Raw genomic sequence first — 22,579 nt, forward strand, 5'->3', positions numbered from 1 at the left:
CACCCGCAGGGCCTTTTCATACCTGAACCCGGAGTAAACCTACATGAGTGGATTCTTCCACGGCGTCACCGTAACAAACGTCGACACCGGCGCTCGCAGCATCGTGCTGCCTTCCTCTTCGATCATCGGTCTGGTCGACACCTTCACCGAGGGCGCCGACGCCACGGCCAAGGCCAACGACCTGGTGCTGATCACCAGCGAGCGTGAAGCGGTCGCCGCCTTCGGCGAAAACGCGGCCATCACCAAGGCCTGCCGCGCCATCTACACCCGCGCCAAGGCGGTCATCGTCGCCTGCGGCGTGGCCAAGCTGGACGATGCAGCGGAGCAGACCGCCGCGATCATCGGCACGGTGCAGGCCGACGGCAAACGCACCGGCCTGCAGGCGCTGCTCGACGGCAAGAGCCGTTTCAACGCCCAGCCACGCCTGCTGGCTGCCCCGCGGCACAGCGCTACCCAGGCGGTGGGCACGGCACTGGTGGCCCTGGCCGACAAGCTGCGCGGCATCGCCATCATCGACGGCCCCAACACCACCGACCAGGCGGCTATCGACTACGCGAAGAACTTCGGCGCCAAACGCGCCTTCCTGGTCGACCCGGGCGTGCAGTACTGGGACAACGGCGAGGAAGCCACCGTCGATGCACCCGGTTCGGCCTGGGTCGCCGGCCTGTTCGCCTGGACCGATCGCGAATACGGTTTCTGGGCCTCGCCCTCGAACAAGGAATTCGTCGGCATCACCGGCACCACTCGCCCGGTGGAGTTTCTCGATGGCGATGACAGCTGCCGCGCCAACCTGCTGAACAACGCCAACATCGCCACCATCATCCGCGATGACGGCTTCCGCCTGTGGGGCAACCGCACCCTGTCGAGCGACCCGAAATGGGCGTTCGTCACCCGCGTACGGACCATGGACATCGTCATGGACGCGATCCTCTACGGCCACAAGTGGGCCGTCGACCGCGCCATCACCGCCACCTACGTCAAGGACGTCACCGAGGGCCTGCAGGCCTTCATGCGTGACCTGAAGAACCAGGGCGCGATCATCAATTTCGAGGTCTTCGCCGACCCGGAGCTGAACACCGCCAGCCAGCTCGAGCAGGGCAAGGTGTACTGGAACATTCGTTTCACCGACGTGCCGCCTGCCGAAAACCCCAATTTCCGTGTCGAAGTCACCAACCAGTGGCTGACCGAAGTCCTCGATTCCGCCGCTTAAGGAGCGCATTTACATGGCAATGATTCCCGAAACCCTGGCCAACCTGAACCTGTTCGTCGATGGCGTCAGCTTCCAGGGTGATGTACCTAGCCTGACCCTGCCCAAACTCACCCTGAAGATGGAGGAACACCGCCCCGGCGGCATGGACATGCCGGTCGAAATGGACCTGGGCATGGAAAAGCAGGAAGCGGCCTTCACCACCACCGGTGTGCGCCGCGAAGCGCTGAAGTTCTTCGGCCTGGCCGACGGCAGTGGCTTCAACGGTACGTTCCGCGGCGCCTTCAAGGGCCTCAAGGGCAAGATCAACCCGGTAGTGGTGACCCTGCGTGGCACGCTCAAGGAAATCGACATGGGTGACTGGAAGTCCGGTGACAAGGCCGAGATCAAGCACAGCGTCGGCCTGACCTACTACAAGCTCGAAGTCGATGGCCGCCTGATCTATGAAATCGACGCGCTGGGCATGAAGCGCGTGATCGATGGCGTCGACCAGTTGGCTGCCCAGCGTGCCGCGCTCGGCTTGTAAGGAGATGACCATGGCTCAAGTGAAGAAGCAGCCTCAATGGCTGACCCTGAGCGCCGATCGCGTCACCGTGCGCCTGTCGCGCCCCAGCGAAGCAAATGGTGTTCAGGTCGACAGCCTGTCGCTGCGGGCACCGACCGTGCGGGACATCCGCAACGCCCATGCCGGGGGTGTGGATGATGACGAGCAGCGCGAACTGAACCTGTTCGCGTCGCTGGCCGAGGTTGGCATCAAGGACCTCGAAGGCCTGGCCCTGAAGGACTATAGCCGTCTGCAAAGCGGTTATTTTCGCCTGGTGCAGGACGACGAACTTTGACCCGGGCCGGCAAAAGGCCGCCGCTCGGCGGCTGGCCAAGGAGCTGAATTTTTCTGCGAGCGAGATCATGACCATGTCGTACAGCGACATGGTCTGGTGGCTCGCCCCGTGACAAGGAGGAACCTATGGCGAACACAGAGGTGTTCTCGCTCGGGCTCGGCGTCACCGTCATGAACCCTGTGGGCCAGGCCATCGAACTGCTGCGCCGGGACGTCGAACGCCTGCGCCGGCAGGCTGACGGCACCCGGCTTGGCCGGCTCATCGGCGAAGTGATCCGGCTGGGGTTGGAGCTCGGCAAAGTACGTCAGGTCGAACGCCAGCTGGCGCTGGACCAGGAACAGCAAGAGGAAGGGCCCATCGCCGGGTTGGGCGATGAGGCCGATGCCGTTGAGCGTTTACGCCAGCATTACCTGATGCTGGACCAGGTGATTGCCGGGCTGGCGCAGCTCAAGCCGCTGCAGGGCCAGATGACGGTCAATGTCTTTCAGCAGTGGCACTCGGTCGTGCAGGGGCCAGTGGGACCCGGCAAGCTGCAAGCGCCTGCGCAGGCCCTCGCGCAGGCTCCCGGGCAGGCACCCGGCACGGATGCAGGTGACGACTCGGGCAACCTCGGCAAGGCCCTCGCGATGGCCGCCGGGGGTGGTGGGGTTGCTATCGCTGGCGTCATGCGCAAGCTGCCGCCGGAACGACAGCGTGCGATACGCGAGCGTGTTTCGAAGGAGTGGCGGGACAACCGTGTCGAAACCTTCGGCAAGCTGGCCAAGGTGCTAATCAGCGCTGAGGACGGCGAAGAAAGGGCACGCGGCGTCGGCGCTGCAGTCGGCGAAATCGGCGGTCGCGTGCTGGGCGCGATGGCACCTCTGCTGTTCAAAGGCAAAGGTAAAGCGATAGGCAGAACCTCGAGCACAGGTACAAGCAGAGGGAAACGTCAGAGCAGACGTGAAAGCCGGCGCAAGGCTCAAATCAAGGCGCAAAAAGAAGCTGCACGGAAGCAGAATGCTCAACAGGCGGCAGAGCAGAAGGAGGAAGAGACCGCGCAAGAGCAGTGGGCCAGGTTTGGCGGCCAGGTGGGCGAGGCTGCGGGTGATCAGGTCGGCGGTGCGCTGTTCAACTGGTTTGCGCAGGAGGATGAGCCCACGCCACACAGCAAAGGAACGCCTTTGGCGGCCGAGGCGCAAGCTGCTTCCGAGAGGGGGGCTTCGCTACCTTTGATCGCCACAGGCAGGCAGCTGCCATTGGCAGGAACGCTGTTCAAGCGCGCGCCACTGACGGCAGTGCTGGATACCTCGCTGCAGGTGGCCGATATCTACCAGGGCGACGCCACGCCCGAAGAGAAGCTGGAAGGCTATGGCGAGGCTTTAGGCGGGCTGGGTGGCAGCTTGGCCGGCTCTTCGGCCGGATGGCTCGGTGGCGCGGCAGCCGGTGCCATGATCGGTTCGGTGGTGCCCGGTTTAGGAACAGTGATCGGCGGCGCCATCGGCGGCCTGCTGGGGAGCCTGGGTGGTGGTTATCTGGGCGGCATGGGCGGTGAATTCGTCGGCGGCGCGTTAGGCAAGGCTGTGGCATCCGTGGCCGGCTCCGATGCGCCAGGGATGAGCAAGGGCGTTACCGGCTCCCCTGACCAGACAGCCCGATTGCAGAAAAATGTCAGCACTCCGGCAGCGTTGACTGCGACTTCGAGCGCGCAACGGGTCGGCAGCTTGGCCGGTTCATCGGTCGGTGGGCTCGGTGGTGCGGCAGCGGGCGCCATGATCGGTTCGGTGATACCGGGTATGGGAACAGTGATTGGGGGCGCGTCAGGCAAGTCCCTGGCATTCGTCTCCGGCTTCGATGCGACTGGGGCGAGCCAGGACGTTGCCGGTTTCCCCGACCAGGCAAGCCGATTGCAGAAAAGCGTCACGCCTGCACCGCCAGCTATTTCGACACCGCCATCACCGGCTGTGGCTACGCCCTCCATCAACCAGCAATTCACCTTCACCGCCAACATGCCGGTGACCTTCAACAACAGTTTCGATGACCCGACCACCCTGCAACAACTGGAAGCCATCGCCCGGCGCGTGCTCGACGACTTGATGCGTCAGGCGCGCGCGGTGCAGATGGTCGATCAACCACAGCCATGAGGAGAACCCATGACCTACCTGGAACAGCTGCAAGGTGGCCTGTATGCACTGGTCAAGGCGGGCGAGGCGGGGCGTCGGCGTGCCGACGCCATGCTCGAGCCGATGAACCAGGCGGTCGGCCACACCAGGGAGGCGGCCGCTGAGCTCGAAGCCCTGCCATGGATCGGCCCGGTGATCGGCAAGCGCCTGCAACGCACCCTGCGCGCCATGGACTCGGCCAGGCAGCGCGTCGACAAGGTGATCGCCAAGTACGACCAGACCCTCGATGTGGTGCGCAAGGTGCGCGATCGCGTTGGGGCCTTCACCGAACAGCTGGGCAAGGCCGGAGCGGCTGTGCGGCGGGTGATTGGTGATGTGCGTTCGGTCGCCAGCGGTGTACTGTCGACCTTTGGCCTCGCGCCTGAAGCCACACCTGCGGCGCAAGCGATCACGCCGTTCCCGCACCTGCTGGTACTGCAGCCGCTGAAGGCCAACACAGCGCCGTATTACTTCAACCTCGACACCGCAGCCTTCGATCAACTGCGCCGGCAAACGCGCTTTCGCTGGGCTGGGCAAGAACGTTTGAGCCGCGAGAATGCCCAGCAGGCGGTGGGTCTGGGGGAAGAGACCATCAATATCCGTGGCGCGATCTTCCCGGGCTTCAAGGGCGGACTGGGCCAGTTGCAGGCCCTGCGTGGCATCGGCCGCCAACTGCTGCCCCTGTCATTGACCACCGGCTATGGCGAAGTGCTTGGCACCTGGTGCCTGACCCGCATCGAGGAAGAGCAGGGCGCCTTGCTGGCTGGCGGCATTGCGCGCAAACAAGGTTTCTCACTGGAGTTCGTCAGTTATGGACAAGACTTGCAAAACGTCTGAGGGCGACCTGCTCGACACCCTCTGTCACCATTATTACGGGCATCTCGATGGCAGCGTCGAAGCGGTGTTGCAAGCCAACCAGGGGTTGGCCGATGAGTCTCAGCCATTTCGCAGCGGCGTGACGCTCCGCTTGCCGGCGCTGGCGCTGTCACCGGCCAACGCCATACACCTGTGGGGCTGATGCCATGCAGCCACAATTTCGCATCCACGCCGACGGCAAGGACATCACTGCGCTGATCAACGATCGCCTGTTGCTGCTGCGTTCCACTGACAGGCCGGGCATGGAATCGGATGACTTCGAGCTGCGCATCGATGCACGAGACGGCACTGTGGCCGTGCCGGCTCGCGGCGCCCTGATCGAGGTGCATCTGGGTTACGCCGGCCAGCCGTTGACCCGGCTGGGGCGTTACACCGTCGATGAAGTCGAGTTGCTCGGCCCACCCGACACCCTGGTGATCCGTGGCAAGGCCAGCGATCTGCGCGGCAGTGGCCGGACCATCCGCAACGGGAGCTGGGAGGCCGTACCCTTGCAGCGCATCGTCGCCGAAATCGGTGCACGCAATGGCTGGCAGGCAATCTGCCCGGTGCCCACGCTGGTGCCGCGGGTGGATCAGGTCAACGAATCGGACTTCAATTTCATCACCCGCCTGGCGCGCCAATTCGACAGCACCGCCAAGGTGGCAAATGGCCAATTGCTGGTGCTGCCGCGCCAGAGCGGGCAGAGCGCCAGTGGCAAATCCCTGGGCGTGGTCGGCATTGCCCGTGGCGAGGTCAGCCAATGGTACTTCCGCCTCGATGACAAGGCTGCGCGCAAGGCTGTGCGCACCCGTCATCTTGACGTAGCCAGTGGCGAGGTGCGGACCATCGAGCTGGTCAACGATGAGGCCGCTGAGGGGCAACGGCCGGTGCATACCGACCGTCACCTTTACCCCAACCGTGCTGCCGCCGAGCAGGCAGCCAGGGCTCGCTTGGCCAGCTTCAACCGCGATACCGCCCATGTGCGCCTGGACTTGCCTGGGCGCACCGACCTGTTCGCCGAGCGCAGCATCGACTTGCAAGGTTTTGTCGATGGCCTCGACGGGCAGTACCAGATCGACTCGGTGGAGCACGTGTTCACCAGCTCGGGCTGGCGCACCACCGTGCAAGGCAATGGCGGCAAGTCAGGCAAGGTAAAGACCAAGGGCGCAGCGCCCCACCGCCAGGCCGCCATCAAGGCTTGAGGGTGATGCAAAGGAGTGTCAGACATGCTCACTGAAGCGCAATTGCTACACATTTTGCCGAACGCCCGCCCTGTAGCGGGCGTTTTTCTTTCTGCACTGAACCTAAGCCTGCCACGTTGGGAAATTGACAACCCCAAGCGCGTGGCGGCGTTCATCGCCCAGGTCGGCCATGAGTCAGGCCAGTTCCGTCATGTGAAGGAGCTGGGCAATGACCGCTACCTGGCCCGCTATGACACCGGCAGCCTGGCCCTGCGCCTGGGTAATACACCCCAGGCTGATGGCGATGGCCAGCTGTATTGCGGGCGCGGTCTGATCCAGGTTACCGGGCGCAACAATTACCTGGCCTGCAGCCGCGCGTTGTTTGGCGATCAGCGCTTGCTGGCGCAACCGCAACTGCTCGAACAACCACGCTGGGCCTGTGAATCAGCGGCATGGTTCTGGCATTCGCGTGGGCTCAATGCCCTGGCTGACCGGGGCGAGTTCAATCGCATCACGCGCCATATCAATGGTGGGCTCAATGGGCTGGATGATCGCCTCAAGCTTTGGGCGCGGGCCCGCGAGGTGTTGTGTTGAGCCGGTGGCAACTGGGGCTGGGCGGGGGCTTGCTTCTGCTGTCCGCAGCGCTGGCCTGGCAGATTCAGGGTTGGCGCTATGGCCAGCAGCTGGCGCAACAGGCGCAAGCCCAGGCGGACGCCGAGGCTTCCCGGCTGCTCGCCGAACGTGAGCGGCGTCAGATGCTCGAACGACGCCTGGAAGAAAGTGAAACCCGTCATTTCAAGGAACTTGCCGATGTTCAGCAGTCTCAGGCTCGCCTGCGTGATCGCCTTGCTACTGCCGATCTGCGCCTGTCGGTCCTGGTCGAACGCGACACCCTCCTCGACACAGTGTCTGCCGCCGCCAGCGCCGGCGGCGTGGATCATGCAACCGTACGTGCCGGACTTGAGCCGACGCATGCTCGACGAATTATCGCCATCACCGATGAGGGGGACCGGGGATTGATTGCGTTACGGGCCTGCCAGGCTTATGTGCGGGAGGTGCGTGGTGAGCTTTAGTGCCTGTCTCGACGCGTCTGGCGCCTGTAAGGCTTGCACTCGAAAGCCGCAAAAATGCTACGGTGTCCCACTCCCGTCAAGGAACCCCGACATGGACCCGATCACCGTCCTCGCCACCCGCCTCGGCGAACATTTGCGCCGCTTCAACGCGCAGGTCACCACTGCTGAGTCCTGCACCGGCGGAGGCATAGCCGAAGCCATCACCCGCGTGCCCGGTAGCTCTGCCTGGTTCGAGGCTGGCTATGTGACCTATTCCAATGCCCAGAAAACTCGCCAGTTGAACGTGCCTGCGGCGCTGTTCGCCGAGGTTGGCGCAGTCAGCCAGGAAGTGGTCGAGGCCATGGTCCGTGGTGCCCAGGCAGCCAGCGGCGCGCGCTTTGCGGTGGCGGTGAGCGGGGTTGCCGGGCCGGACGGTGGTTCGCCGGCCAAACCGGTGGGTACCGTGTGGCTGGCCTGGGGTGACGGTAGCCGCGTGTTCAGCGAGCGGCGCCAGTTCGATGGCGACCGCGAAGCGGTACGCCGACAGACGGTGATCGCCGCGTTAGACGGCTTGTTACAGCTTGGTGCCGAGTAAATCGAAGACAGGGGTTTGCGCGGGCGCTTGCCTGTGGAATAATACTGGCTACTTATACAGGTATTCCGGCCGTCAGGGCCAAGTCGAACACGTGAGGATTTCAATGGACGACAACAAGAAGCGCGCCTTGGCTGCGGCCCTGGGTCAGATCGAACGCCAATTCGGCAAGGGCGCGGTCATGCGCATGGGCGACCACGAGCGCCAGGCTATCCCTGCCATCTCCACCGGCTCGCTGGGCCTGGACATTGCCCTGGGCATCGGCGGCCTGCCAAAAGGCCGTATCGTCGAGATCTACGGTCCGGAATCGTCGGGTAAGACCACGCTGACCCTGTCGGTCATCGCCGAAGCCCAGAAAAACGGCGCCACCTGCGCCTTCGTCGACGCCGAACACGCCCTCGACCCTGAATACGCCGGCAAGCTGGGCGTCAACGTCGACGACCTGCTGGTTTCGCAGCCGGACACCGGCGAACAGGCCCTGGAAATCACCGACATGCTGGTGCGTTCCAACGCTGTTGACGTGATCATCGTCGACTCCGTGGCTGCCCTGGTACCCAAGGCCGAGATCGAAGGCGAGATGGGTGACATGCACGTGGGCCTGCAGGCGCGCCTGATGTCCCAGGCGCTGCGCAAGATCACCGGTAACATCAAGAACGCCAACTGCCTGGTCATCTTCATCAACCAGATCCGTATGAAGATCGGCGTGATGTTCGGCAGCCCGGAAACCACCACCGGCGGTAACGCCCTGAAGTTCTACGCCTCGGTGCGTCTGGATATCCGCCGTACCGGCGCGGTCAAGGAAGGCGACGAGGTGGTCGGTAGCGAAACCCGCGTCAAGATCGTCAAGAACAAGGTCTCGCCGCCGTTCCGTCAGGCCGAGTTCCAGATCCTCTATGGCAAGGGCATCTACCGTAACGGCGAGATCATTGACCTGGGTGTTTCCCAGGGCCTGGTCGAGAAGTCCGGTGCCTGGTACGCCTACCAGGGCAACAAGATCGGTCAAGGCAAAGCAAACGCTGCCAAGTACCTGGCTGAGAACCCGGCTATTGGTGCCGAGATCGAGAAGCAGATTCGCGAGAAGCTGCTGACTGCTGGTGCTGTTGCGGCTGCTGGTAAGGCTGCTGCTGTCGAAGCTGATGCCGACGACATGGCCGACGCTGACGCCGGCTATTGATTGCTCGGTAGATAGCCGAACATGTCCGCCGTACTCGACACCCCCGTCGCCATCCGTCGGACAGCCATGGACCTGCTCGCGCGACGTGAGCACGGTCGCGTCGAGCTGACGCGCAAGTTGCGTCAGCGCGGCGCTTCGGACGAGCTGATCGAGCCTGAACTCGACCGGCTCGCCGAAGAAGGGCTGCTTAGCGAAGCCCGCTACCTGGAAAGTTTCATCCGGTACCGTTCCAGCTCCGGTTACGGCCCTGCGCGTATTCGCGAAGAGCTAGGCCAGCGCGGTTTGGCGCGTGCTGATATCGAGCAGGCGCTACGCGAGAGCGAGGTGGACTGGGGCGAGCGCATGCGTGACGTATGGCAGCGCAAGTTTGCCGGGCAGCGCCCGCAAGATCCGCGCAGCCGTGCCCAGCAGACCCGGTTTCTGGCTTACCGGGGTTTCCCCATGGACATGATCGGCCGCCTGCTCAGTGGGCGTGATCTTGACGATTACTGAAGGCTGAGGCTGCGGTCTGGCACGGACCCTGTGGGAGCGGGTTTACCCGCGAACACCGGCGTAGCCGGTGCCATGCACCGCGTTGGATTCTTCGCGGCGGTTCGACGCCTCGATGAACCCGCTCCCACAGGGTGAATTGCGCCCCTGACGTTGGGCACGGAATCAACTGACCTTCAACGCCTCCCTGGCCCGCTGCGTGGTATGCATGGGCTGCGGCTTGGCCCAGTTCTCTGGCAGGTTGATGAAATCCACCAGCTCGCGCAGCCTGCCCTGATCCCGGCCATTGAAGGCAAATGACAAACGGGTCAGGTGACTGAAATTGCCCACTTCGTGCTCGGCACTGCTATCAGGTTGCTGGTGATATTTGCCACTCAGGCGCAAGTCGGCAAAGCCTTCCTGGATGTCATACAGCGCCGCCTCGCTGAGCGGGTGGTGCATGCGGATCACGAACTGGCTCTTCAGCCAGCGGCTGGAGTGGTAGTTGCTGTAGAACTGGTTGATTTCCTCCACTGCCTCGTCAGCGCTGTGCACCAGGCGCAGCAATTTCAGGTCGCTGGGCAGGATGTAGCGGTTTTCCTCCAGCTGGCGGCTGATGAAGTCCAGGCAGTCGCGCCAGAAGCTGCCGCCCGGCGAATCCAGCAGCACCACCGGCACCAGCGGGCTCTTGCCGGTCTGGATCAGGGTCAGCACCTCCAGCGCTTCATCCAGGGTGCCGAAACCGCCTGGGCACAGTACCAGGGCATCGGCTTCCTTGACGAAGAACAGCTTGCGGATGAAGAAGAAGTGGAACGGCAGCAGCTTGTCGGTGCCGTCCACCGTGGGGTTGGCGTGTTGTTCGAAGGGCAGGGTGATGTTGAAACCCAGGCTGTGGTCGCTGCCAGCGCCTTCATGGGCTGCAGCCATGATACCACCGCCGGCACCGGTGATGACCATCAGGTCGGAGCGCGCCAGGGTTGCGCCCAGTTCGCGGGCCAGGGCGTACATCGGGTGTTCCAGCGGGGTGCGCGCCGAGCCGAACACGGTCACCTTGCGCCGGCCCTTGTAGCGTTCCAGGGTGCGGAACGAATGGTCCAGTTCGCGCAGGGCCTGCAGGGTGATCTTGGCGCTCCAGCGGTCGGTGTCGTCATGGGCCATGCGCAGGATGGTCAGCATCATGTCGCGGTACAGCGGCAGGTTGGGGCTGTTCGGTGCTACCAGTTGCAGTTGTGCGTCGATGTTGCTCAGGTCGATGTTGTTGTCGCGGAAGTGGCTGAACAGCAGTTCACTCGATTGGTAAGGCATGCAACGTCTCCTTCTGCACCAATACCTCTGACCTCAATCTAGACCCTTGGGCCCAATCGTGCCGGGGGTGTTCGGCACAGCCGCCCGTCGGCATGCAACCACGGGTGATGCGGGTTTGGTTAACTGGGTAAAGCGAAACGTGTCGATGCAGGAGGTGGCGGTATGCATCGCTTGATCATCGAAGTGGACCGGCAGCTTTACCAGCAGCTGGAGAATGCGGCGCAGGTGCATCACCTGAGCCTGGAGGCCGAGTGCCGGCGCAGGCTGTCTGGGCATGAATGCCAGTCGCGCTACTTGCAGGCGCTGCTGGCAGAGATCCGCGCCGACGCCGCTGAAGGGCGCTGGCGCGCCCGTGAAGACGAGAAGGTGTAGCTTGGTTACTTCTTCTTGTTGCCGGCCAGGCAGCTGGCATTGTCGAACGCCTGGTCCATGATCGGCTGGTTGGTCTTGTAGACCGTGAAGCGGTAGACCATGACCGCGCCTTTGGACATCAGGTTGCGGAACCCGCTGTTGCGGCAGACGCTGTCACCCAGCTGGCTGCGTACCTGTTCGGGGTTGGCCTGCATGCGCGCGGCATGGTCCTGGCGCACGCTGAGATGGTTGACCAGTGCCTTGCCTTCCACCGTATAACCCTGGTCGAGGATATCCTCGTTGATGGCTCGCGGGGTGCCGACGCTGCTCTCTTTGGCAACCTTCTGCAGCATGTTGTTCAGGTCGTATTCCTGCTTGGAAGCCGCCTGGGCTGCCAAGGGAAGGGCAAGCAACAGGCTCAGGGCGGGGACGATACGGCGCAGCATGAATCTCTCCTGGTTCGATGACTGGCGCTTTGACATGCGCCGGTCGACGGCGTTCCCTGAAAATCGCGCAGGCGCGAGGCTGGGGTACGGTAAAAACAGCGATTATAGGGTCCGCGCCGCCACCTGCACAGCAATTGTCCCCCGTTCTGGTAGACTGGCAACCTTGTTTTCTCTGAGTCATCCTTGTGTCCATTCCCAACCTTTCCAGAGGCCTGCCGGCATGAGCCATGCGGTAGCGCGCCTGCGCGCCGAACGCCTGGCCCGCAGCAACAAGCCCTTCATCGCCCGTGGTTCGCGTGCCGAACGCTGCCCCGATTGCCGGGTCATCGCCACGCATTGCCTGTGCGCCTGGAAGCCCCGGGTGCAGGCCGAGTCCGGTGTGTGCCTGCTGATGCATGACACCGAGCCGCTGAAGCCTACCAATACCGGCTGGTTGATCGCTGACCTGATCGAGGACACCTCGGCCTTCGGCTGGCTGCGCACGTCGGTCGACGAACGCTTGCTGGCCTTGCTGGACGACCCACGTTGGCAGCCCTACATCGTCTTCCCCGGCGAATTCGTCGCCCAGGAGCGGGTGGTCAGCGAGGTGGTGCGTGAACCGGGCAAGCGCCCGCTGTTCATCCTGCTGGATGCCACCTGGACCGAAGCGCGCAAGATGTTCCGCAAAAGCCCGTACCTCGACCGCTTCCCGGTGTTGAGCCTGCAGGCCGAGCAGATGTCCCGCTATCGCCTGCGCCGCTCCAAGCGCGATGATCACTTCTGCACCGCGGAAGTTGCGGCCATGTGCCTGGACCTGGCCGGTGATACCCAGGCCTCGCAGGCGCTGGACGCCTACCTGGATGTGTTCAGCCTGCATTACCTGAGCGGCAAGCGGCGTCTGCCGCTGGACGAGCAGGACGACACCCACCAGCGTTTGCATACCTTCCTATAGTCCAAGGGGCACAACCCCTGCTTTGGTTCATAATGACCCTTACCCGAGTGCCCGACACAGAACAGGATCCCCAGATCGATGGCCACTTACGAAATCCTGATTGCCGATGACCACCCGCTGTTCCGTGGCGCCTTGCGCCAGGCCGTTACCCTCGGCCTGGGCCCGGATGTACGCCTGGTTGAAGTCGCCAGCATTGCCGAACTGGAAACCCGCCTGAGCGAAAAAGCCGACTGGGACCTGGTGTTGCTGGACTTGAACATGCCGGGTGCCTACGGTTTTTCCGGGCTGGTGCTGCTGCGCGGGCAATACCCGCAGATCCCCGTGGTGATGGTATCGGCGCAGGAAGAGGCGGCAGTAGTGGTCAAGTCCCGCGAGTTCGGCGCCAGTGGCTTCATTCCCAAGTCCAGCACCCTGGAAGTGATCCAGGATGCGGTGCGCAAGGTGCTCGACGGCGAGGTCTGGTGGCCGCCGCAGGCGTTCGAAAAGGTCGATGTCTCGGCCGAGGCCAAGGCCGCCAGCGAAGGCCTGGCCAGCCTCACGCCGCAGCAGTTCCGCGTGCTGACCATGGTCTGCGAAGGCTTGCTGAACAAGCAGATCGCCTATGAGCTGAACGTGTCGGAAGCGACCATCAAGGCCCATGTGACCGCGATCTTCCGCAAGCTGGGTGTACGTACCCGCACCCAGGCCGCGTTGCTGCTGCAACAACTTGAATCGGTTGCCAGTAACTGAATGCGCGTGGCTTCACGCTTTTTTGACCCGTGCCGGTCTAGTCTGCTGGCCTTTCTGTTGTGAAGTGACTCACATGACATCGCCATTCAAGGGCCAGACCGGTCTCAAACGTATTCTCAACGCCGCCGGCTATTCGCTGGACGGCCTGCGCGCCGCCTTCAAGGGCGAGGCCGCGTTCCGCCAGCTGGTGCTGCTCAACGTGCTGCTGGTGCCGATCGCCTTCTGGCTGCCGGTCAGCCGTGCGGAGCGGGCGATCATGATCGCCGTATGCCTGTTGGGCTTGATCGTCGAGCTGTTCAACTCGGCGGTGGAGGCAGCCATCGACCGCATTTCGCTGGAGCGCCACCCTCTGTCGAAAAACGCCAAGGACATGGGCAGCGCCGCGCAACTGGTGGCACTGACCATGGTGGCGCTGGTGTGGGGTGTGATCCTGCTTTAAGCGATTGGTGGCAACACGATCTCGTCACTGCGGGTGAAGCCCGCAGTGAAGTTGCGGCACAGTTCGAGAAATTCGCGCATGGCCGAGGTCTGGTACTTCTGTTTGTGCCAGATGAAGTAGAACTGGCGCATCAGGTCCAGCTCCGGGGTTTCCACTGCTACCAGGCTGCCGCGGCGGAAGGCGTCGCGCAGGGCCAGGCGCGAGATGCAGCCGATGCCCAGGCCCGACTCCACCGCGCGCTTGATTGCTTCGGTGTGTTCCAGCTCCAGGCGGATGTTGAGGTTGGTGCGGTGGTGGCGCATGGCCTGGTCGAAGGTCAGGCGCGTGCCTGAGCCTTGTTCGCGCAGGATCCATGCTTCCTGGGACAAGGTCTGTACATCGGCGCGGCCCAGCTTGGCCAGCGGGTGCTGCGGCGCGCAGAACACCACCAGTTCGTCCTCGACCCAGGGCTGCACTTCCAGGTCCGGGTGGTTGCAATCGCCTTCGATCAGACCCAGATCAATTTCGTAGTGCGCGACCTGTTGCACGATGTGCGCAGTGTTCTGCACATGTAGCTTCACCTGGCTTTCCGGGTGCACCTGCATGAAACTGCCGATAAGCAGGGTGGCCAGGTAGTTGCCGATGGTCAGCGTGGCACCGACTGCCAGCGAGCCGAAACCGGACTTGCCGTTGAGCAGGTCTTCGATTTCCTTGGCCTGGTCGAGCAGGGCCACGGCTTGGGGCAGCAGTTGCTGGCCCAGGGCATTGAGGCTCAGGCGCTTGCCGGCGCGGTCGAACAGCTGGCAGCTGGACTGGCGCTCAAGCTCGGTGATCGAGGTGCTGGCGGCCGACTGCGACAAGGCCAGCACACTGGCGGCGCGGGAAACGCTCTGGTGCTGGGCCACGGCAACGAAGACTTGCAGCTGACGAAGTGTAAATCGCATATCGATATAACCGATAACACATATCTTGATAATCCAGTTAACAGATATTGTCGCTGCCCCTAAACTATCGCGCAACTGCGCGTCTTGCGCGCGCCGCGTCTTTCTTCAGGAGCCCCATTAGATGAGCAACATGAACCACGAACGTGTCCTCAGTGTTCACCACTGGAACGACACCCTGTTCAGCTTCAAGTGCACCCGTGACCCGGGCCTGCGCTTCGAGAACGGTCAGTTCGTGATGATCGGCCTGCAACAGGACAACGGCCGTCCGCTCATGCGCGCCTATTCCATCGCGTCGCCAAACTGGGAAGAGCATCTGGAGTTCTTCAGCATCAAGGTGCCGGACGGCCCGCTGACCTCGCAGCTGCAGCACCTGAAGGAAGGCGACGAGATCATCATCAGCAAGAAGCCTACCGGTACCCTGGTGCTCGACGACCTGAACCCGGGCAAGCACCTGTACCTGCTGAGCACCGGTACTGGCCTGGCGCCGTTCATGAGTGTCATCCAGGACCCGGAAACCTACGAGCGCTTCGAGAAAGTGATCCTGGTGCACGGTGTGCGCTACGTGAACGAAGTGGCCTACCGCGAGTTCATCACCGAGCACCTGCCGCAGAACGAATTCTTCGGTGAGTCGGTTCGCGACAAGCTGATCTACTACCCGACCGTAACCCGCGAACCGTTCGAGAACCAGGGCCGCCTGACCGACCTGATGCGCAGCGGCAAGCTGTTCAGCGACATCGGCCTGCCACCGATCAACCCGCAGGACGACCGCGCGATGATCTGCGGCAGCCCGAGCATGCTCGACGAGACCAGCGAAGTGCTGGACAGCTTCGGCCTGAAGATCTCCCCGCGTATGCGCGAGCCGGGTGATTACCTGATCGAGCGTGCATTCGTCGAGAAGTAAGGCGCAGGCTGAGGCAAAGAAGGCGACCCTTGGGTCGCCTTTCTTGTGCCTGTGAGTCATGTATCGCCAGCACCGGCCTCTTCGCGGGTAAACCCGCTCCCACAGGGATATCTCAAGCCCTGAGGTCAGTGGTACCCCTGTGGGAGCGGGTTTACCCGCGAAGAGGCCGGAACAGGCAAGGCACAATCTACTCGACGCGCGTCTCGCCGCTATACACCAATATTTCCCGACACCGCTTGCACAGGTAGCGCCGCCCCTGGCGCACCAGCTTGTGCCGCTGGGCGGTAAACGGGAAGTCGCTCTGCGGGCACGGGCAACGGTAGATGTAGCGAGTGGCCACGCGCCGTTGCACTTCGTAGTTGTGGCAACGGTTGGGCGGCAGTTCATACACCCCGCGCATGATCAGCTGCCACTCCTCGCCATGGGCCTGGATACGGTCGCCGAACAGCTGGTGGGCCACCAGATGCGCCACTTCATGGGCCACGGTCTGGCGCAGGAAGTCTTCCTGGTTTTCGCGGTAAAGCTGCAGGTTGAAGCGCAGCAGGTTCTCGTGCAGGTGGGCGACACCGGCTTTTTGCCCGCGCAGCTTGAAGCTGACTTCCGGGCGCGGGAAGGGGCGTTTGAAGAAGGTTTCGGCTTGCTGGTAACAGGTTTCGACGCGTTGTCTGAGCAGCTCGGGCATGGCGGGGTGGTTCTCCTGACCGGGCATTATGCCGCAACCCCGGGCAGCCTGCGAGCCACTGGTCAGCACAGCCAGAGGCCGCCTTGCGGCGGCCTCAGGTTGATGCCCCAGTGTTGGTCGAGTCTGTTCTAGTTGGTGTAGACGGGCCCCACGCCCAGTCCCCAGATGATCACTGTGGCGGCCATGATCGCCACCAGTACCACAAGGCCCACCGCCAGCACCGAGCTGGAGAACAGGAAGCCTTCGTCGGACGGTATGTTCATGAACGTCGGCAAACCGACGTACAGCAGGTACACCGTGTAGCAGATGGCGGCGGTGCCAACCAGCATGCCCAGCCACAGGTGTGGGTACAGCGCCGCCAGGCCGCCGATGAACAACGGGGTGGCGGTGTAGGTGGCAAAGGCGATGCACTGTGCCATGGATGGGTTGGCATCGTAGGTGCGGGCCATCCAGTGGATGAACGCCCCCATTACCGCCACCCCGGCAAGCATCGCCAGGTACGACATGATGCTCATCCAGATGGCGCTTTCCATGGTCAGCATCACCGCTGGCCGGTCGCCGATCACCCAGCCGACCTGGGTGGTACCGATGAACGCCGAAACGGCGGGGATCGCAGCCAGGATCAGGGTGTGCGTCAGGTACATGTGGCTGATGGTTTCTTCTTCGCCACGAATTTCCCGCCATTCCTGGTCGGGATGGGTAAACAGCCCCACAACGTGATGAATCATGCCGGTCACTCCTCTCAATGTTGCCAAACGCCCCCCAGATGGAGCGCAAGCGGCCCGAGGCCCGAACACCGATGCAAGCGGTAATGTGGCCTTATGTCGCAGTATAGGAAGCCGTTACCCGCATAAACCACGCTTTTTAGAGCAAATTGCGCTGTAAGGCGAGCTTCTGATTACATTGAAGTCTTTATCGGAATGCCTACAGCGGCGCCGCGTTTGTGCGTAAAATAGCCGGCTTTTGTCACACCTCGCGGATCCAAGCGCTATGGGCACCCTCTCGGTCAACCAGAACAAACTGCAAAAACGCCTGCGTCGTCTCGCCGGCGAAGCCATCACCGACTACAACATGATCGAGGATGGCGACAAGGTCATGGTCTGCCTGTCCGGCGGCAAGGACAGCTACACCATGCTCGACGTTCTGTTGCACCTGCAGAAGGTGGCACCGATCAAGTTCGAGATCGTCGCGGTGAACATGGACCAGAAGCAGCCGGGGTTCCCCGAGCATGTGCTGCCGGCCTACCTGAAGGAACTGGGCGTCGAGTACCACATCGTCGAGAAGGACACCTACTCGGTGGTCAAGGAACTGGTCCCTGAGGGCAAGACCACCTGCTCGCTGTGTTCGCGCCTGCGCCGTGGCACCCTTTACACCTTCGCCGACGAAATCGGTGCGACCAAGATGGCGCTTGGCCATCACCGCGACGATATCGTCGAAACCTTCTTCCTCAACATGTTCTTCAATGGCGCGCTCAAGGGCATGCCGCCGAAGCTGCGCGCCGACGATGGCCGCAACGTGGTGATCCGCCCGCTGGCCTACTGCAGCGAGAAGGATATCCAGGCCTACTCGGACATGAAGGAATTCCCGATCATCCCGTGCAACCTGTGCGGTTCGCAGGAAAACCTGCAGCGCCAGGTGGTCAAGGACATGCTGGTGGAGTGGGAGCGCAAGCACCCGGGCCGTACCGAGAGCATCTTCCGCGCCTTGCAGAACGTGGCACCGTCGCAGCTGGCCGACCGCAACCTGTTCGACTTCACCAGCCTGAAGATCGACGAAAACGCCACCCCGCGTTTCCTTGACGTGCTGAACATCTGAGCCCATGCGCGATTACCAGTGGCTGCATGAGTACTGCCTGAACCGCTTCGGCTCGGCCCAGGCCCTGGAGGCCTTCCTGCCGCAGCCGCGCACGCCGGCGCAACTGCGCGATATCAGCGACGACCGCTACCTGTCGACCCTGGCCCTGCGGGTGTTCCGCGCCGGGCTCAAGCACAGCCTGGTGGATGCCAAGTGGCCGGCGTTCGAGCAGGTGTTCTTCGGCTTCGACCCGCAGAAGGTGGTGCTGATGGGCGCCGAGCACCTCGAGCGGCTGATGCACGACGAGCGCATCATCCGCCACCTGGGCAAGCTCAAGAGCGTGCCGCGCAATGCACAGATGGTCCTTGACGTGGCGAAGGAGAAGGGCAGTTTTGGTGCCTTCATCGCCGACTGGCCGGTGACCGATATCGTCGGTTTGTGGAAGTACCTGGCCAGGCACGGCAACCAGCTGGGCGGCTTGTCTGCACCGCGCTTCTTGCGCATGGTCGGCAAGGATACGTTCATCCCTACCGATGACATGGCGGCGGCGTTGATTGCGCAGAAGGTGATCGACAAGCCGCCGACCAGCCAGCGGGATCTGGCCTTGGTGCAGCAGGCGTTCAACCAGTGGCATGCAGAAAGTGGGCGACCGCTGTGCCAGTTGTCGGTGATGCTGGCGCATACCGTCAACCATTGAGATTTGTGTCGACCTCTTCGCGGGCAAGCCCGCGAAGAATCTAACTGCCTTCGCCCGCCATGCGCCGCTCATGCTGGAACTTCCAGCGTACATACAGCAGCCCGGCAATGAACAGCCCCAGGCTTACCAGCACTTCAACCCAGCCAAACAGTGCCCGCGCCGGGTCGAACGCCGCCAGCACGCCTTTGATGAAATAGATATTCACCACGAAGCAGGTCCAGGCATGAGCCCGGGCGCTGCCCGTCAGCATGCCCGGCAGCAACAGCAGCAAGGGTACCAGTTCGATCGCCAGGATCACCTCGACCCGTGCCCCGTGCAGGTTGGCGAACCACAGGTTGTTCACCACCAGCAGGGCGATCAGGCCGAAGAAGAACGCCAGGCTCAACGCCCGCGTCAGGCGCAGGCGCGGTGCCAGCCACTCCAGCGCCGGCAATACCTTGGGCTTCTTAGCCACGTGCTGCCTCCAGGGCCTTGGCGGTGGTCGCCAGGCGTTGGCCAAGGGCGCGGCACAGGGCTATCTCGTGCTGGTCGAGCTCGCGCTTGCCATCGGCGCCAGCATGATGGCTGGCGCCATACGGTGTGCCGCCGCCACGGGTCTCGAGCAATGCCGATTCGCTGTACGGCAGGCCCATCACCAGCATGCCGTGGTGCATCAGCGGCAGCATCATCGACAACAGGGTGGTTTCCTGGCCGCCGTGCAGGCTGGCGGTGGAGGTGAATACGCCCGCCGGCTTGCCGACCAGCTCACCGCCCAGCCACAGGCTGCTGGTGCCATCCAGGAAGTACTTGAGCGGCGCCGCCATGTTGCCGAAGCGGGTCGGGCTGCCCAGTACCAGGCCGGCGCAGTGGCGCAGGTCGTCCAGGGTGGCGTACAGCGCGCCACTGGCCGGGATGTCCGGGGCTACCGCTTCGCACTCGGTGGAAATCGCCGGCACGGTGCGCAGGCGGGCCTCCATGCCGGCCAGCTCGATGCCGCGGGCGATGTGCCGGGCCATCTCGCTGGTCGAACCATGGCGGCTGTAGTACAGCACCAGGATGTAGGGCTGGTTCACGGCAGGATCTCCAGGACTTTCTCGGGCGGGCGGCCGACCACGGCCTTGTCACCGGCGACCAGGATCGGCCGTTCGATCAGCTTGGGGTGCCGGGCCATGGCCTCGATCAGTTGTGCGTCGGTCAGCGCCGGGTCGGCCAGGTTCAGTTCCTTGTACTCGTCCTCGCCGGTACGCAGCAGCTGGCGCGGCGCGATGCCCAGCTTGCCGAGCAGGGCCTTGAGGGTGGCGGCGTCGGGCGGGGTTTCCAGGTAACGCACGATGGTCGGCGCCAGGCCGCGAGCCTCGAGCAGTTCCAGGGCGCCGCGGGATTTCGAGCAGCGCGGGTTATGATAGAGCGTGAGGTCGGTCATGTCGGGTCGCATCCAGCAGGGTGTGGCGGCTATTCTAACCGCAGCGACTGACCAATTTGCTTTAAAACTCGAGAAGGATTGACCCATGGCAAGGCGTCTGGCAGCAGTACTGGCCATCACCGCGAGCTTGTTGCTCGGTGGTTGCGGTGCCGATTATGGCGTGGACCAACACGGTAATACGGTTAAGGCCGAGCAGATCGACGGGCACTGGCTGGTGCTTAACTACTGGGCCGAATGGTGCGGGCCGTGCCGTACCGAAATCCCTGAACTGAACGCGGCAGCCAAGCAGTGGGCGGCCGACGGTATCAAGGTGGTGGGGGTGAACTTCGATGGCTTGCAGGGGCAGGAGCTGAAACAGGCTGCCGAAACCCTGGGTATCGCTTTCACCGTATTGGCGCAGGACCCGGCCGAGCGCTATGACCTGCCGCGCAGCGAGGCGCTACCGGTGACCTACATCATCGATGACAAGGGCAAGGTGCGGGAACAGCTGATGGGCGAGCAGACCCGGGAAGGGCTGCAGGCGAGGATCAAGGCCCTGAAGGGCGCCTGATGCATTTTGGGGCCGCAAAGCGGCCCCGGCAATATTCAGCCTTCCTCAGGCCAGAAGCGCAGCGGCTTGCCTTCGGCCGGCCAGAAACGCATCTGCTCGATAGGCGACACATCCCAGCGCTGTACCGTTTCCAGCGCCTGCAGGAAGCGCTTCTCCTGCTCCATCAACGCCGGTGCGCACAGCTTGCGGGTCTTGCCGACCTTGCCGAAGCTCAGGTGCTCGCCGTCCAGTGTGTACGGCGCAAACCAGTGGTTGCAGCCGCCATTGCCATAGGCACGGCCATCGCTGGCAAGGGTAAGGGTCAGGTGGCTGTAGTCGATCAGCGGCCGTTCGCCGATCCACTCCAGCACGTAGCTGCGCTCCTGCTGCAGTTTGGGAGGTTCCGCGGCGCAGCCGAGCAGGCCGGTGGCAATCAGCACGCCGGTCAGCAGATTCTTCACTCGGCGCTCTCCTGGCAACGCGGGCACAGGTGCTTCTCGCCACGGCTGGCCCAGCCCAGCTCGGCAACGCGCGCGCTAGCGGCCGGCTGGCGGGCTTTCTTGCCCAGCTTGGCGTCTACCGCGAACTCGAAGTCCAGCACGGCGTCGCAGCTGTCGCAGGCGACCTGCCAGGTGAGGATTTCCAGTTCGTTGAACACCGGGCCGCTGGCCACGGCAACCCACTGGCCGCGCGGGTTGATCAGGTGACGCACGCTCTCCACCGTCAGGCGCATGGACAAGTCCTTGCTGCCCTTGAGGGTGACCAGCAGGGTGTCGCCTTTGTGCATCGAACCGCCATTGCCGGTGACCTGGTAACGGCCCGGCACCAGTGCACGGCACTCGATCAGGGTGTGTTGCGGGTTGAAAAGGGTGTAGCGGAAATCGTGCTCGACCATGGGTCCTCCAGAAATGCCGCGTATCCTAGCACTAACCCGTCACCAGATTCTGTGGATTGCCTGCCGCCCAGCAGTTGATGTTGTCCAGCGTGGTCGCGGCGATGGCATCCAGTGCCTCGCGGGTAAGGAAAGCCTGGTGGGCGGTGATGATCACGTTGGGGAAGGTCAGCAGGCGGGCCAGTACGTCGTCCTGCAGCGGCAGGTCGGAGCGGTCCTCGAAGAACAGCTGGGCTTCTTCTTCGTAGACGTCCAGGCCCAGGTAGCCGAGCTGGCCGCTCTTCAGCGCGTCGATCAGCGCCGGGGTGTCGACCAGCGCGCCGCGGCCAGTGTTGATCAGCATGGCGCCGGGCTGCAGCTGGGCCAGGCTTTGCGCATTGATCAGGTGCCGGGTGTGCTCGGTCAGCGGGCAGTGCAGGCTGATGACGCGGGCTTCGCGCAGCAACTCGGGCAATGGCAGGTAGCGCGCGCCCAGGGCCAGCAGCTCGGGGTTGGGGTAGGGGTCATAGGCCAGCAACTGGCAGCCGAAACCGGCCATGATGCGGGCGAAGGCGGTGCCGATCTGGCCGGTACCGACCACGCCGACGGTCTTGCCGTGCAGGTCAAAGCCGGTCAGCCCGTGCAGGGTGAAGTCACCCTCGCGGGTGCGGTTGTAGGCCCGGTGCAGGCGCCGGTTGAGGGCCAGGATCAGCGCCACGGCGTGCTCGGCCACGGCGTGTGGCGAGTAGGCCGGCACCCGCACTACGGTCAGGCCCAGGCGCCGGGCGGCGGCCAGGTCGACATGGTTGTAGCCTGCCGAGCGCAGGGCGACCAGGCGCGTACCGCCTGCGGCCAGGCGTTGCAGCACCTGGGCGTCGAGTTCGTCATTGATGAAGGCGCAGACCACCTCGTAGCCATCGGCCAGGGCAGCGGTATCGAGGGTCAGGCGGGCGGGCTGGAAGTGCAGGTCCAGGGTGGTGCCGCTGGCGGCTCGGGTGAAGCTTTCCTGGTCGTAGTGCTGGCTGCTGAACAACAGGGCGCGCATGGTGGGTTCCTTTTTCCACTGCAGGAGG

Annotated in this window: 31 protein-coding genes; 20 read left to right on the forward strand and 11 right to left on the reverse strand. The window is 63.4% G+C overall.

The window, feature by feature from the left end:
* The first annotated feature begins 43 nt into the window (after positions 1–43).
* The 12 genes from MKK04_RS05895 (at position 44) to recX (ending at position 9,530) form a co-directional block, all read left to right on the forward strand.
* On the forward strand, positions 44–1,210 hold the full coding sequence (locus MKK04_RS05895; protein ID WP_241106333.1) for a phage tail sheath subtilisin-like domain-containing protein: 1,167 nt from the start codon (positions 44–46) through the stop codon (positions 1,208–1,210).
* Positions 1,211–1,223: 13 nt separating this feature from the next.
* Complete coding sequence (locus MKK04_RS05900; protein ID WP_027920000.1) at positions 1,224–1,733, forward strand: phage major tail tube protein; 510 nt, start codon at positions 1,224–1,226, stop codon at positions 1,731–1,733.
* Positions 1,734–1,743: 10 nt separating this feature from the next.
* On the forward strand, positions 1,744–2,046 hold the full coding sequence (locus MKK04_RS05905; protein WP_207829405.1) for a phage tail assembly protein: 303 nt from the start codon (positions 1,744–1,746) through the stop codon (positions 2,044–2,046).
* A gap of 125 nt (positions 2,047–2,171) precedes the next feature.
* On the forward strand, positions 2,172–4,166 hold the full coding sequence (locus MKK04_RS05910; RefSeq protein WP_241106334.1) for a hypothetical protein: 1,995 nt from the start codon (positions 2,172–2,174) through the stop codon (positions 4,164–4,166).
* A gap of 9 nt (positions 4,167–4,175) precedes the next feature.
* Positions 4,176–5,021 carry a phage tail protein gene (locus MKK04_RS05915; RefSeq protein ID WP_241106335.1) on the forward strand — a complete coding sequence of 282 codons (846 nt, stop codon included), beginning with the start codon at positions 4,176–4,178 and terminating at the stop codon, positions 5,019–5,021.
* Positions 4,996–5,202, forward strand: a complete 207-nt coding sequence (locus MKK04_RS05920) for a tail protein X (RefSeq protein WP_233687932.1) — start codon at positions 4,996–4,998, stop codon at positions 5,200–5,202. The genes MKK04_RS05915 and MKK04_RS05920 overlap by 26 nt, the downstream gene beginning before the upstream one ends.
* Positions 5,203–5,206: 4 nt before the next feature.
* On the forward strand, positions 5,207–6,241 hold the full coding sequence (locus MKK04_RS05925; protein WP_207829392.1) for a phage late control D family protein: 1,035 nt from the start codon (positions 5,207–5,209) through the stop codon (positions 6,239–6,241).
* Between the two features lie 24 nt (positions 6,242–6,265).
* A complete protein-coding gene (locus tag MKK04_RS05930) occupies positions 6,266–6,814 on the forward strand; it encodes a glycoside hydrolase family 19 protein (protein ID WP_207829389.1) in 549 nt (182 codons plus the stop codon).
* Positions 6,815–6,843: 29 nt separating this feature from the next.
* Positions 6,844–7,293: a lysis system i-spanin subunit Rz gene (locus MKK04_RS05935; protein WP_442964553.1), complete on the forward strand. Its 450-nt coding sequence runs from the start codon at positions 6,844–6,846 to the stop codon at positions 7,291–7,293.
* A gap of 91 nt (positions 7,294–7,384) precedes the next feature.
* Positions 7,385–7,867: a CinA family protein gene (locus tag MKK04_RS05940; RefSeq protein ID WP_207829378.1), complete on the forward strand. Its 483-nt coding sequence runs from the start codon at positions 7,385–7,387 to the stop codon at positions 7,865–7,867.
* Positions 7,868–7,970: 103 nt separating this feature from the next.
* A complete protein-coding gene (gene recA, locus MKK04_RS05945) occupies positions 7,971–9,038 on the forward strand; it encodes a recombinase RecA (protein WP_085626456.1) in 1,068 nt (355 codons plus the stop codon).
* A gap of 21 nt (positions 9,039–9,059) precedes the next feature.
* Positions 9,060–9,530: a recombination regulator RecX gene (gene recX / locus MKK04_RS05950; protein WP_046616639.1), complete on the forward strand. Its 471-nt coding sequence runs from the start codon at positions 9,060–9,062 to the stop codon at positions 9,528–9,530.
* A 162-nt stretch (positions 9,531–9,692) separates the two neighbouring features.
* On the opposite strand, the gene MKK04_RS05955 is transcribed toward recX, so the two are convergent.
* Positions 9,693–10,811, reverse strand: coding sequence for an LOG family protein (locus MKK04_RS05955; protein ID WP_025337997.1), 1,119 nt, complete (start codon positions 10,809–10,811; stop codon positions 9,693–9,695).
* 162 nt (positions 10,812–10,973) lie between these two features.
* On the opposite strand from MKK04_RS05955, the gene MKK04_RS05960 reads away from it, so the two are divergent.
* The gene (locus tag MKK04_RS05960) at positions 10,974–11,183 is read left to right on the forward strand and encodes a hypothetical protein (RefSeq protein WP_207829376.1); all 210 of its coding nucleotides are present in this window, start codon (positions 10,974–10,976) and stop codon (positions 11,181–11,183) included.
* A gap of 5 nt (positions 11,184–11,188) precedes the next feature.
* On the opposite strand, the gene MKK04_RS05965 is transcribed toward MKK04_RS05960, so the two are convergent.
* The gene (locus tag MKK04_RS05965) at positions 11,189–11,608 is read right to left on the reverse strand and encodes a quorum-sensing-regulated virulence factor family protein (RefSeq protein WP_207829374.1); all 420 of its coding nucleotides are present in this window, start codon (positions 11,606–11,608) and stop codon (positions 11,189–11,191) included.
* 220 nt (positions 11,609–11,828) lie between these two features.
* On the opposite strand from MKK04_RS05965, the gene MKK04_RS05970 reads away from it, so the two are divergent.
* The 3 genes from MKK04_RS05970 to MKK04_RS05980 all read left to right on the forward strand — a co-directional run bounded on the left by MKK04_RS05970 (position 11,829) and on the right by MKK04_RS05980 (position 13,707).
* Entirely contained in the window at positions 11,829–12,539 is a 711-nt protein-coding gene (locus MKK04_RS05970; protein WP_013971344.1) for a tRNA-uridine aminocarboxypropyltransferase, read from the forward strand.
* A gap of 78 nt (positions 12,540–12,617) precedes the next feature.
* A complete protein-coding gene (gene erdR / locus MKK04_RS05975; protein ID WP_016715442.1) occupies positions 12,618–13,268 on the forward strand; it encodes a response regulator transcription factor ErdR in 651 nt (216 codons plus the stop codon).
* A gap of 73 nt (positions 13,269–13,341) precedes the next feature.
* A complete protein-coding gene (locus MKK04_RS05980) occupies positions 13,342–13,707 on the forward strand; it encodes a diacylglycerol kinase (RefSeq protein ID WP_015269218.1) in 366 nt (121 codons plus the stop codon).
* Here the strand turns inward: MKK04_RS05980 and finR are convergent.
* Positions 13,704–14,630, reverse strand: a complete 927-nt coding sequence (finR, locus tag MKK04_RS05985) for a LysR family transcriptional regulator FinR (protein ID WP_004375481.1) — start codon at positions 14,628–14,630, stop codon at positions 13,704–13,706. The genes MKK04_RS05980 and finR overlap by 4 nt on opposite strands.
* Positions 14,631–14,751: 121 nt before the next feature.
* Between finR and fpr the strand changes: the two genes are divergently transcribed.
* Entirely contained in the window at positions 14,752–15,531 is a 780-nt protein-coding gene (fpr, locus tag MKK04_RS05990; RefSeq protein WP_003252381.1) for a ferredoxin-NADP reductase, read from the forward strand.
* Between the two features lie 187 nt (positions 15,532–15,718).
* Here fpr and MKK04_RS05995 read toward each other — a convergent pair whose 3' ends face one another.
* A complete protein-coding gene (locus MKK04_RS05995; protein WP_085602071.1) occupies positions 15,719–16,213 on the reverse strand; it encodes a SprT family zinc-dependent metalloprotease in 495 nt (164 codons plus the stop codon).
* 128 nt (positions 16,214–16,341) lie between these two features.
* A complete protein-coding gene (locus MKK04_RS06000) occupies positions 16,342–16,941 on the reverse strand; it encodes a Yip1 family protein (RefSeq protein WP_087501431.1) in 600 nt (199 codons plus the stop codon).
* A gap of 262 nt (positions 16,942–17,203) precedes the next feature.
* Here MKK04_RS06000 and ttcA point away from each other — a divergent pair, with 262 nt between their 5' ends.
* Both ttcA and MKK04_RS06010 read left to right on the forward strand, forming a co-directional pair.
* Complete coding sequence (gene ttcA, locus MKK04_RS06005; RefSeq protein WP_012270926.1) at positions 17,204–18,028, forward strand: tRNA 2-thiocytidine(32) synthetase TtcA; 825 nt, start codon at positions 17,204–17,206, stop codon at positions 18,026–18,028.
* A gap of 4 nt (positions 18,029–18,032) precedes the next feature.
* Complete coding sequence (locus tag MKK04_RS06010; protein ID WP_233693952.1) at positions 18,033–18,704, forward strand: DNA-3-methyladenine glycosylase I; 672 nt, start codon at positions 18,033–18,035, stop codon at positions 18,702–18,704.
* A 40-nt stretch (positions 18,705–18,744) separates the two neighbouring features.
* Here MKK04_RS06010 and MKK04_RS06015 read toward each other — a convergent pair whose 3' ends face one another.
* From MKK04_RS06015 to arsC, 3 genes are read right to left on the reverse strand one after another with little or no spacing between them, the layout of a single operon-like run.
* The gene (locus tag MKK04_RS06015; protein ID WP_207829369.1) at positions 18,745–19,158 is read right to left on the reverse strand and encodes a DUF2069 domain-containing protein; all 414 of its coding nucleotides are present in this window, start codon (positions 19,156–19,158) and stop codon (positions 18,745–18,747) included.
* Complete coding sequence (gene wrbA / locus MKK04_RS06020; protein WP_063911533.1) at positions 19,151–19,756, reverse strand: NAD(P)H:quinone oxidoreductase; 606 nt, start codon at positions 19,754–19,756, stop codon at positions 19,151–19,153. The genes MKK04_RS06015 and wrbA overlap by 8 nt, the downstream gene beginning before the upstream one ends.
* On the reverse strand, positions 19,753–20,106 hold the full coding sequence (gene arsC, locus MKK04_RS06025) for an arsenate reductase (glutaredoxin) (protein WP_061551299.1): 354 nt from the start codon (positions 20,104–20,106) through the stop codon (positions 19,753–19,755). The genes wrbA and arsC overlap by 4 nt, the downstream gene beginning before the upstream one ends.
* Before the next feature lie 85 nt (positions 20,107–20,191).
* On the opposite strand from arsC, the gene MKK04_RS06030 reads away from it, so the two are divergent.
* Positions 20,192–20,656 (forward strand): TlpA disulfide reductase family protein, encoded by a 465-nt coding sequence (locus tag MKK04_RS06030; RefSeq protein WP_063911535.1) that lies wholly within the window; start codon positions 20,192–20,194, stop codon positions 20,654–20,656.
* Positions 20,657–20,691: 35 nt separating this feature from the next.
* Here the strand turns inward: MKK04_RS06030 and MKK04_RS06035 are convergent, their stop codons facing one another.
* The 3 genes from MKK04_RS06035 to MKK04_RS06045 are packed head-to-tail and all read right to left on the reverse strand — an operon-like array spanning position 20,692 to position 22,551.
* The gene (locus MKK04_RS06035) at positions 20,692–21,096 is read right to left on the reverse strand and encodes an META domain-containing protein (RefSeq protein ID WP_233687927.1); all 405 of its coding nucleotides are present in this window, start codon (positions 21,094–21,096) and stop codon (positions 20,692–20,694) included.
* A complete protein-coding gene (locus tag MKK04_RS06040) occupies positions 21,093–21,530 on the reverse strand; it encodes a hypothetical protein (RefSeq protein WP_004375491.1) in 438 nt (145 codons plus the stop codon). The genes MKK04_RS06035 and MKK04_RS06040 overlap by 4 nt, the downstream gene beginning before the upstream one ends.
* 31 nt (positions 21,531–21,561) lie before the next feature.
* The gene (locus MKK04_RS06045) at positions 21,562–22,551 is read right to left on the reverse strand and encodes a 2-hydroxyacid dehydrogenase (RefSeq protein WP_233693953.1); all 990 of its coding nucleotides are present in this window, start codon (positions 22,549–22,551) and stop codon (positions 21,562–21,564) included.
* Positions 22,552–22,579 lie beyond the last annotated feature (28 nt).

It is taken from the genome of Pseudomonas sp. LS.1a (genome assembly GCF_022533585.1).
Lineage (GTDB): Bacteria > Pseudomonadota > Gammaproteobacteria > Pseudomonadales > Pseudomonadaceae > Aquipseudomonas.

Excerpts from the sequence above, each read along its gene's own strand:
- MKK04_RS05900 (WP_027920000.1), top strand. The coding sequence starts at position 1,224 with ATGGCAATGATTCCCGAAACCCTGGCCAACCTGAACCTGTTCGTCGAT.
- MKK04_RS05960 (WP_207829376.1), top strand. The coding sequence starts at position 10,974 with ATGCATCGCTTGATCATCGAAGTGGACCGGCAGCTTTACCAGCAGCTG.
- erdR (WP_016715442.1), top strand. The coding sequence starts at position 12,618 with ATGGCCACTTACGAAATCCTGATTGCCGATGACCACCCGCTGTTCCGT.
- MKK04_RS05970 (WP_013971344.1), top strand. The coding sequence starts at position 11,829 with ATGAGCCATGCGGTAGCGCGCCTGCGCGCCGAACGCCTGGCCCGCAGC.
- MKK04_RS06045 (WP_233693953.1), bottom strand. The coding sequence starts at position 22,551 with ATGCGCGCCCTGTTGTTCAGCAGCCAGCACTACGACCAGGAAAGCTTC.
- recA (WP_085626456.1), top strand. The coding sequence starts at position 7,971 with ATGGACGACAACAAGAAGCGCGCCTTGGCTGCGGCCCTGGGTCAGATC.
- arsC (WP_061551299.1), bottom strand. The coding sequence starts at position 20,106 with ATGACCGACCTCACGCTCTATCATAACCCGCGCTGCTCGAAATCCCGC.
- fpr (WP_003252381.1), top strand. The coding sequence starts at position 14,752 with ATGAGCAACATGAACCACGAACGTGTCCTCAGTGTTCACCACTGGAAC.
- MKK04_RS05995 (WP_085602071.1), bottom strand. The coding sequence starts at position 16,213 with ATGCCCGAGCTGCTCAGACAACGCGTCGAAACCTGTTACCAGCAAGCC.
- MKK04_RS06030 (WP_063911535.1), top strand. The coding sequence starts at position 20,192 with ATGGCAAGGCGTCTGGCAGCAGTACTGGCCATCACCGCGAGCTTGTTG.
- MKK04_RS05930 (WP_207829389.1), top strand. The coding sequence starts at position 6,266 with ATGCTCACTGAAGCGCAATTGCTACACATTTTGCCGAACGCCCGCCCT.
- MKK04_RS05940 (WP_207829378.1), top strand. The coding sequence starts at position 7,385 with ATGGACCCGATCACCGTCCTCGCCACCCGCCTCGGCGAACATTTGCGC.
- MKK04_RS05920 (WP_233687932.1), top strand. The coding sequence starts at position 4,996 with ATGGACAAGACTTGCAAAACGTCTGAGGGCGACCTGCTCGACACCCTC.
- ttcA (WP_012270926.1), top strand. The coding sequence starts at position 17,204 with ATGGGCACCCTCTCGGTCAACCAGAACAAACTGCAAAAACGCCTGCGT.
- recX (WP_046616639.1), top strand. The coding sequence starts at position 9,060 with ATGTCCGCCGTACTCGACACCCCCGTCGCCATCCGTCGGACAGCCATG.
- MKK04_RS05895 (WP_241106333.1), top strand. The coding sequence starts at position 44 with ATGAGTGGATTCTTCCACGGCGTCACCGTAACAAACGTCGACACCGGC.
- MKK04_RS06040 (WP_004375491.1), bottom strand. The coding sequence starts at position 21,530 with ATGGTCGAGCACGATTTCCGCTACACCCTTTTCAACCCGCAACACACC.
- MKK04_RS06000 (WP_087501431.1), bottom strand. The coding sequence starts at position 16,941 with ATGATTCATCACGTTGTGGGGCTGTTTACCCATCCCGACCAGGAATGG.
- MKK04_RS05910 (WP_241106334.1), top strand. The coding sequence starts at position 2,172 with ATGGCGAACACAGAGGTGTTCTCGCTCGGGCTCGGCGTCACCGTCATG.
- MKK04_RS05915 (WP_241106335.1), top strand. The coding sequence starts at position 4,176 with ATGACCTACCTGGAACAGCTGCAAGGTGGCCTGTATGCACTGGTCAAG.
- MKK04_RS06010 (WP_233693952.1), top strand. The coding sequence starts at position 18,033 with ATGCGCGATTACCAGTGGCTGCATGAGTACTGCCTGAACCGCTTCGGC.
- MKK04_RS05925 (WP_207829392.1), top strand. The coding sequence starts at position 5,207 with ATGCAGCCACAATTTCGCATCCACGCCGACGGCAAGGACATCACTGCG.
- MKK04_RS05980 (WP_015269218.1), top strand. The coding sequence starts at position 13,342 with ATGACATCGCCATTCAAGGGCCAGACCGGTCTCAAACGTATTCTCAAC.
- MKK04_RS05955 (WP_025337997.1), bottom strand. The coding sequence starts at position 10,811 with ATGCCTTACCAATCGAGTGAACTGCTGTTCAGCCACTTCCGCGACAAC.
- MKK04_RS05965 (WP_207829374.1), bottom strand. The coding sequence starts at position 11,608 with ATGCTGCGCCGTATCGTCCCCGCCCTGAGCCTGTTGCTTGCCCTTCCC.
- MKK04_RS05905 (WP_207829405.1), top strand. The coding sequence starts at position 1,744 with ATGGCTCAAGTGAAGAAGCAGCCTCAATGGCTGACCCTGAGCGCCGAT.
- finR (WP_004375481.1), bottom strand. The coding sequence starts at position 14,630 with ATGCGATTTACACTTCGTCAGCTGCAAGTCTTCGTTGCCGTGGCCCAG.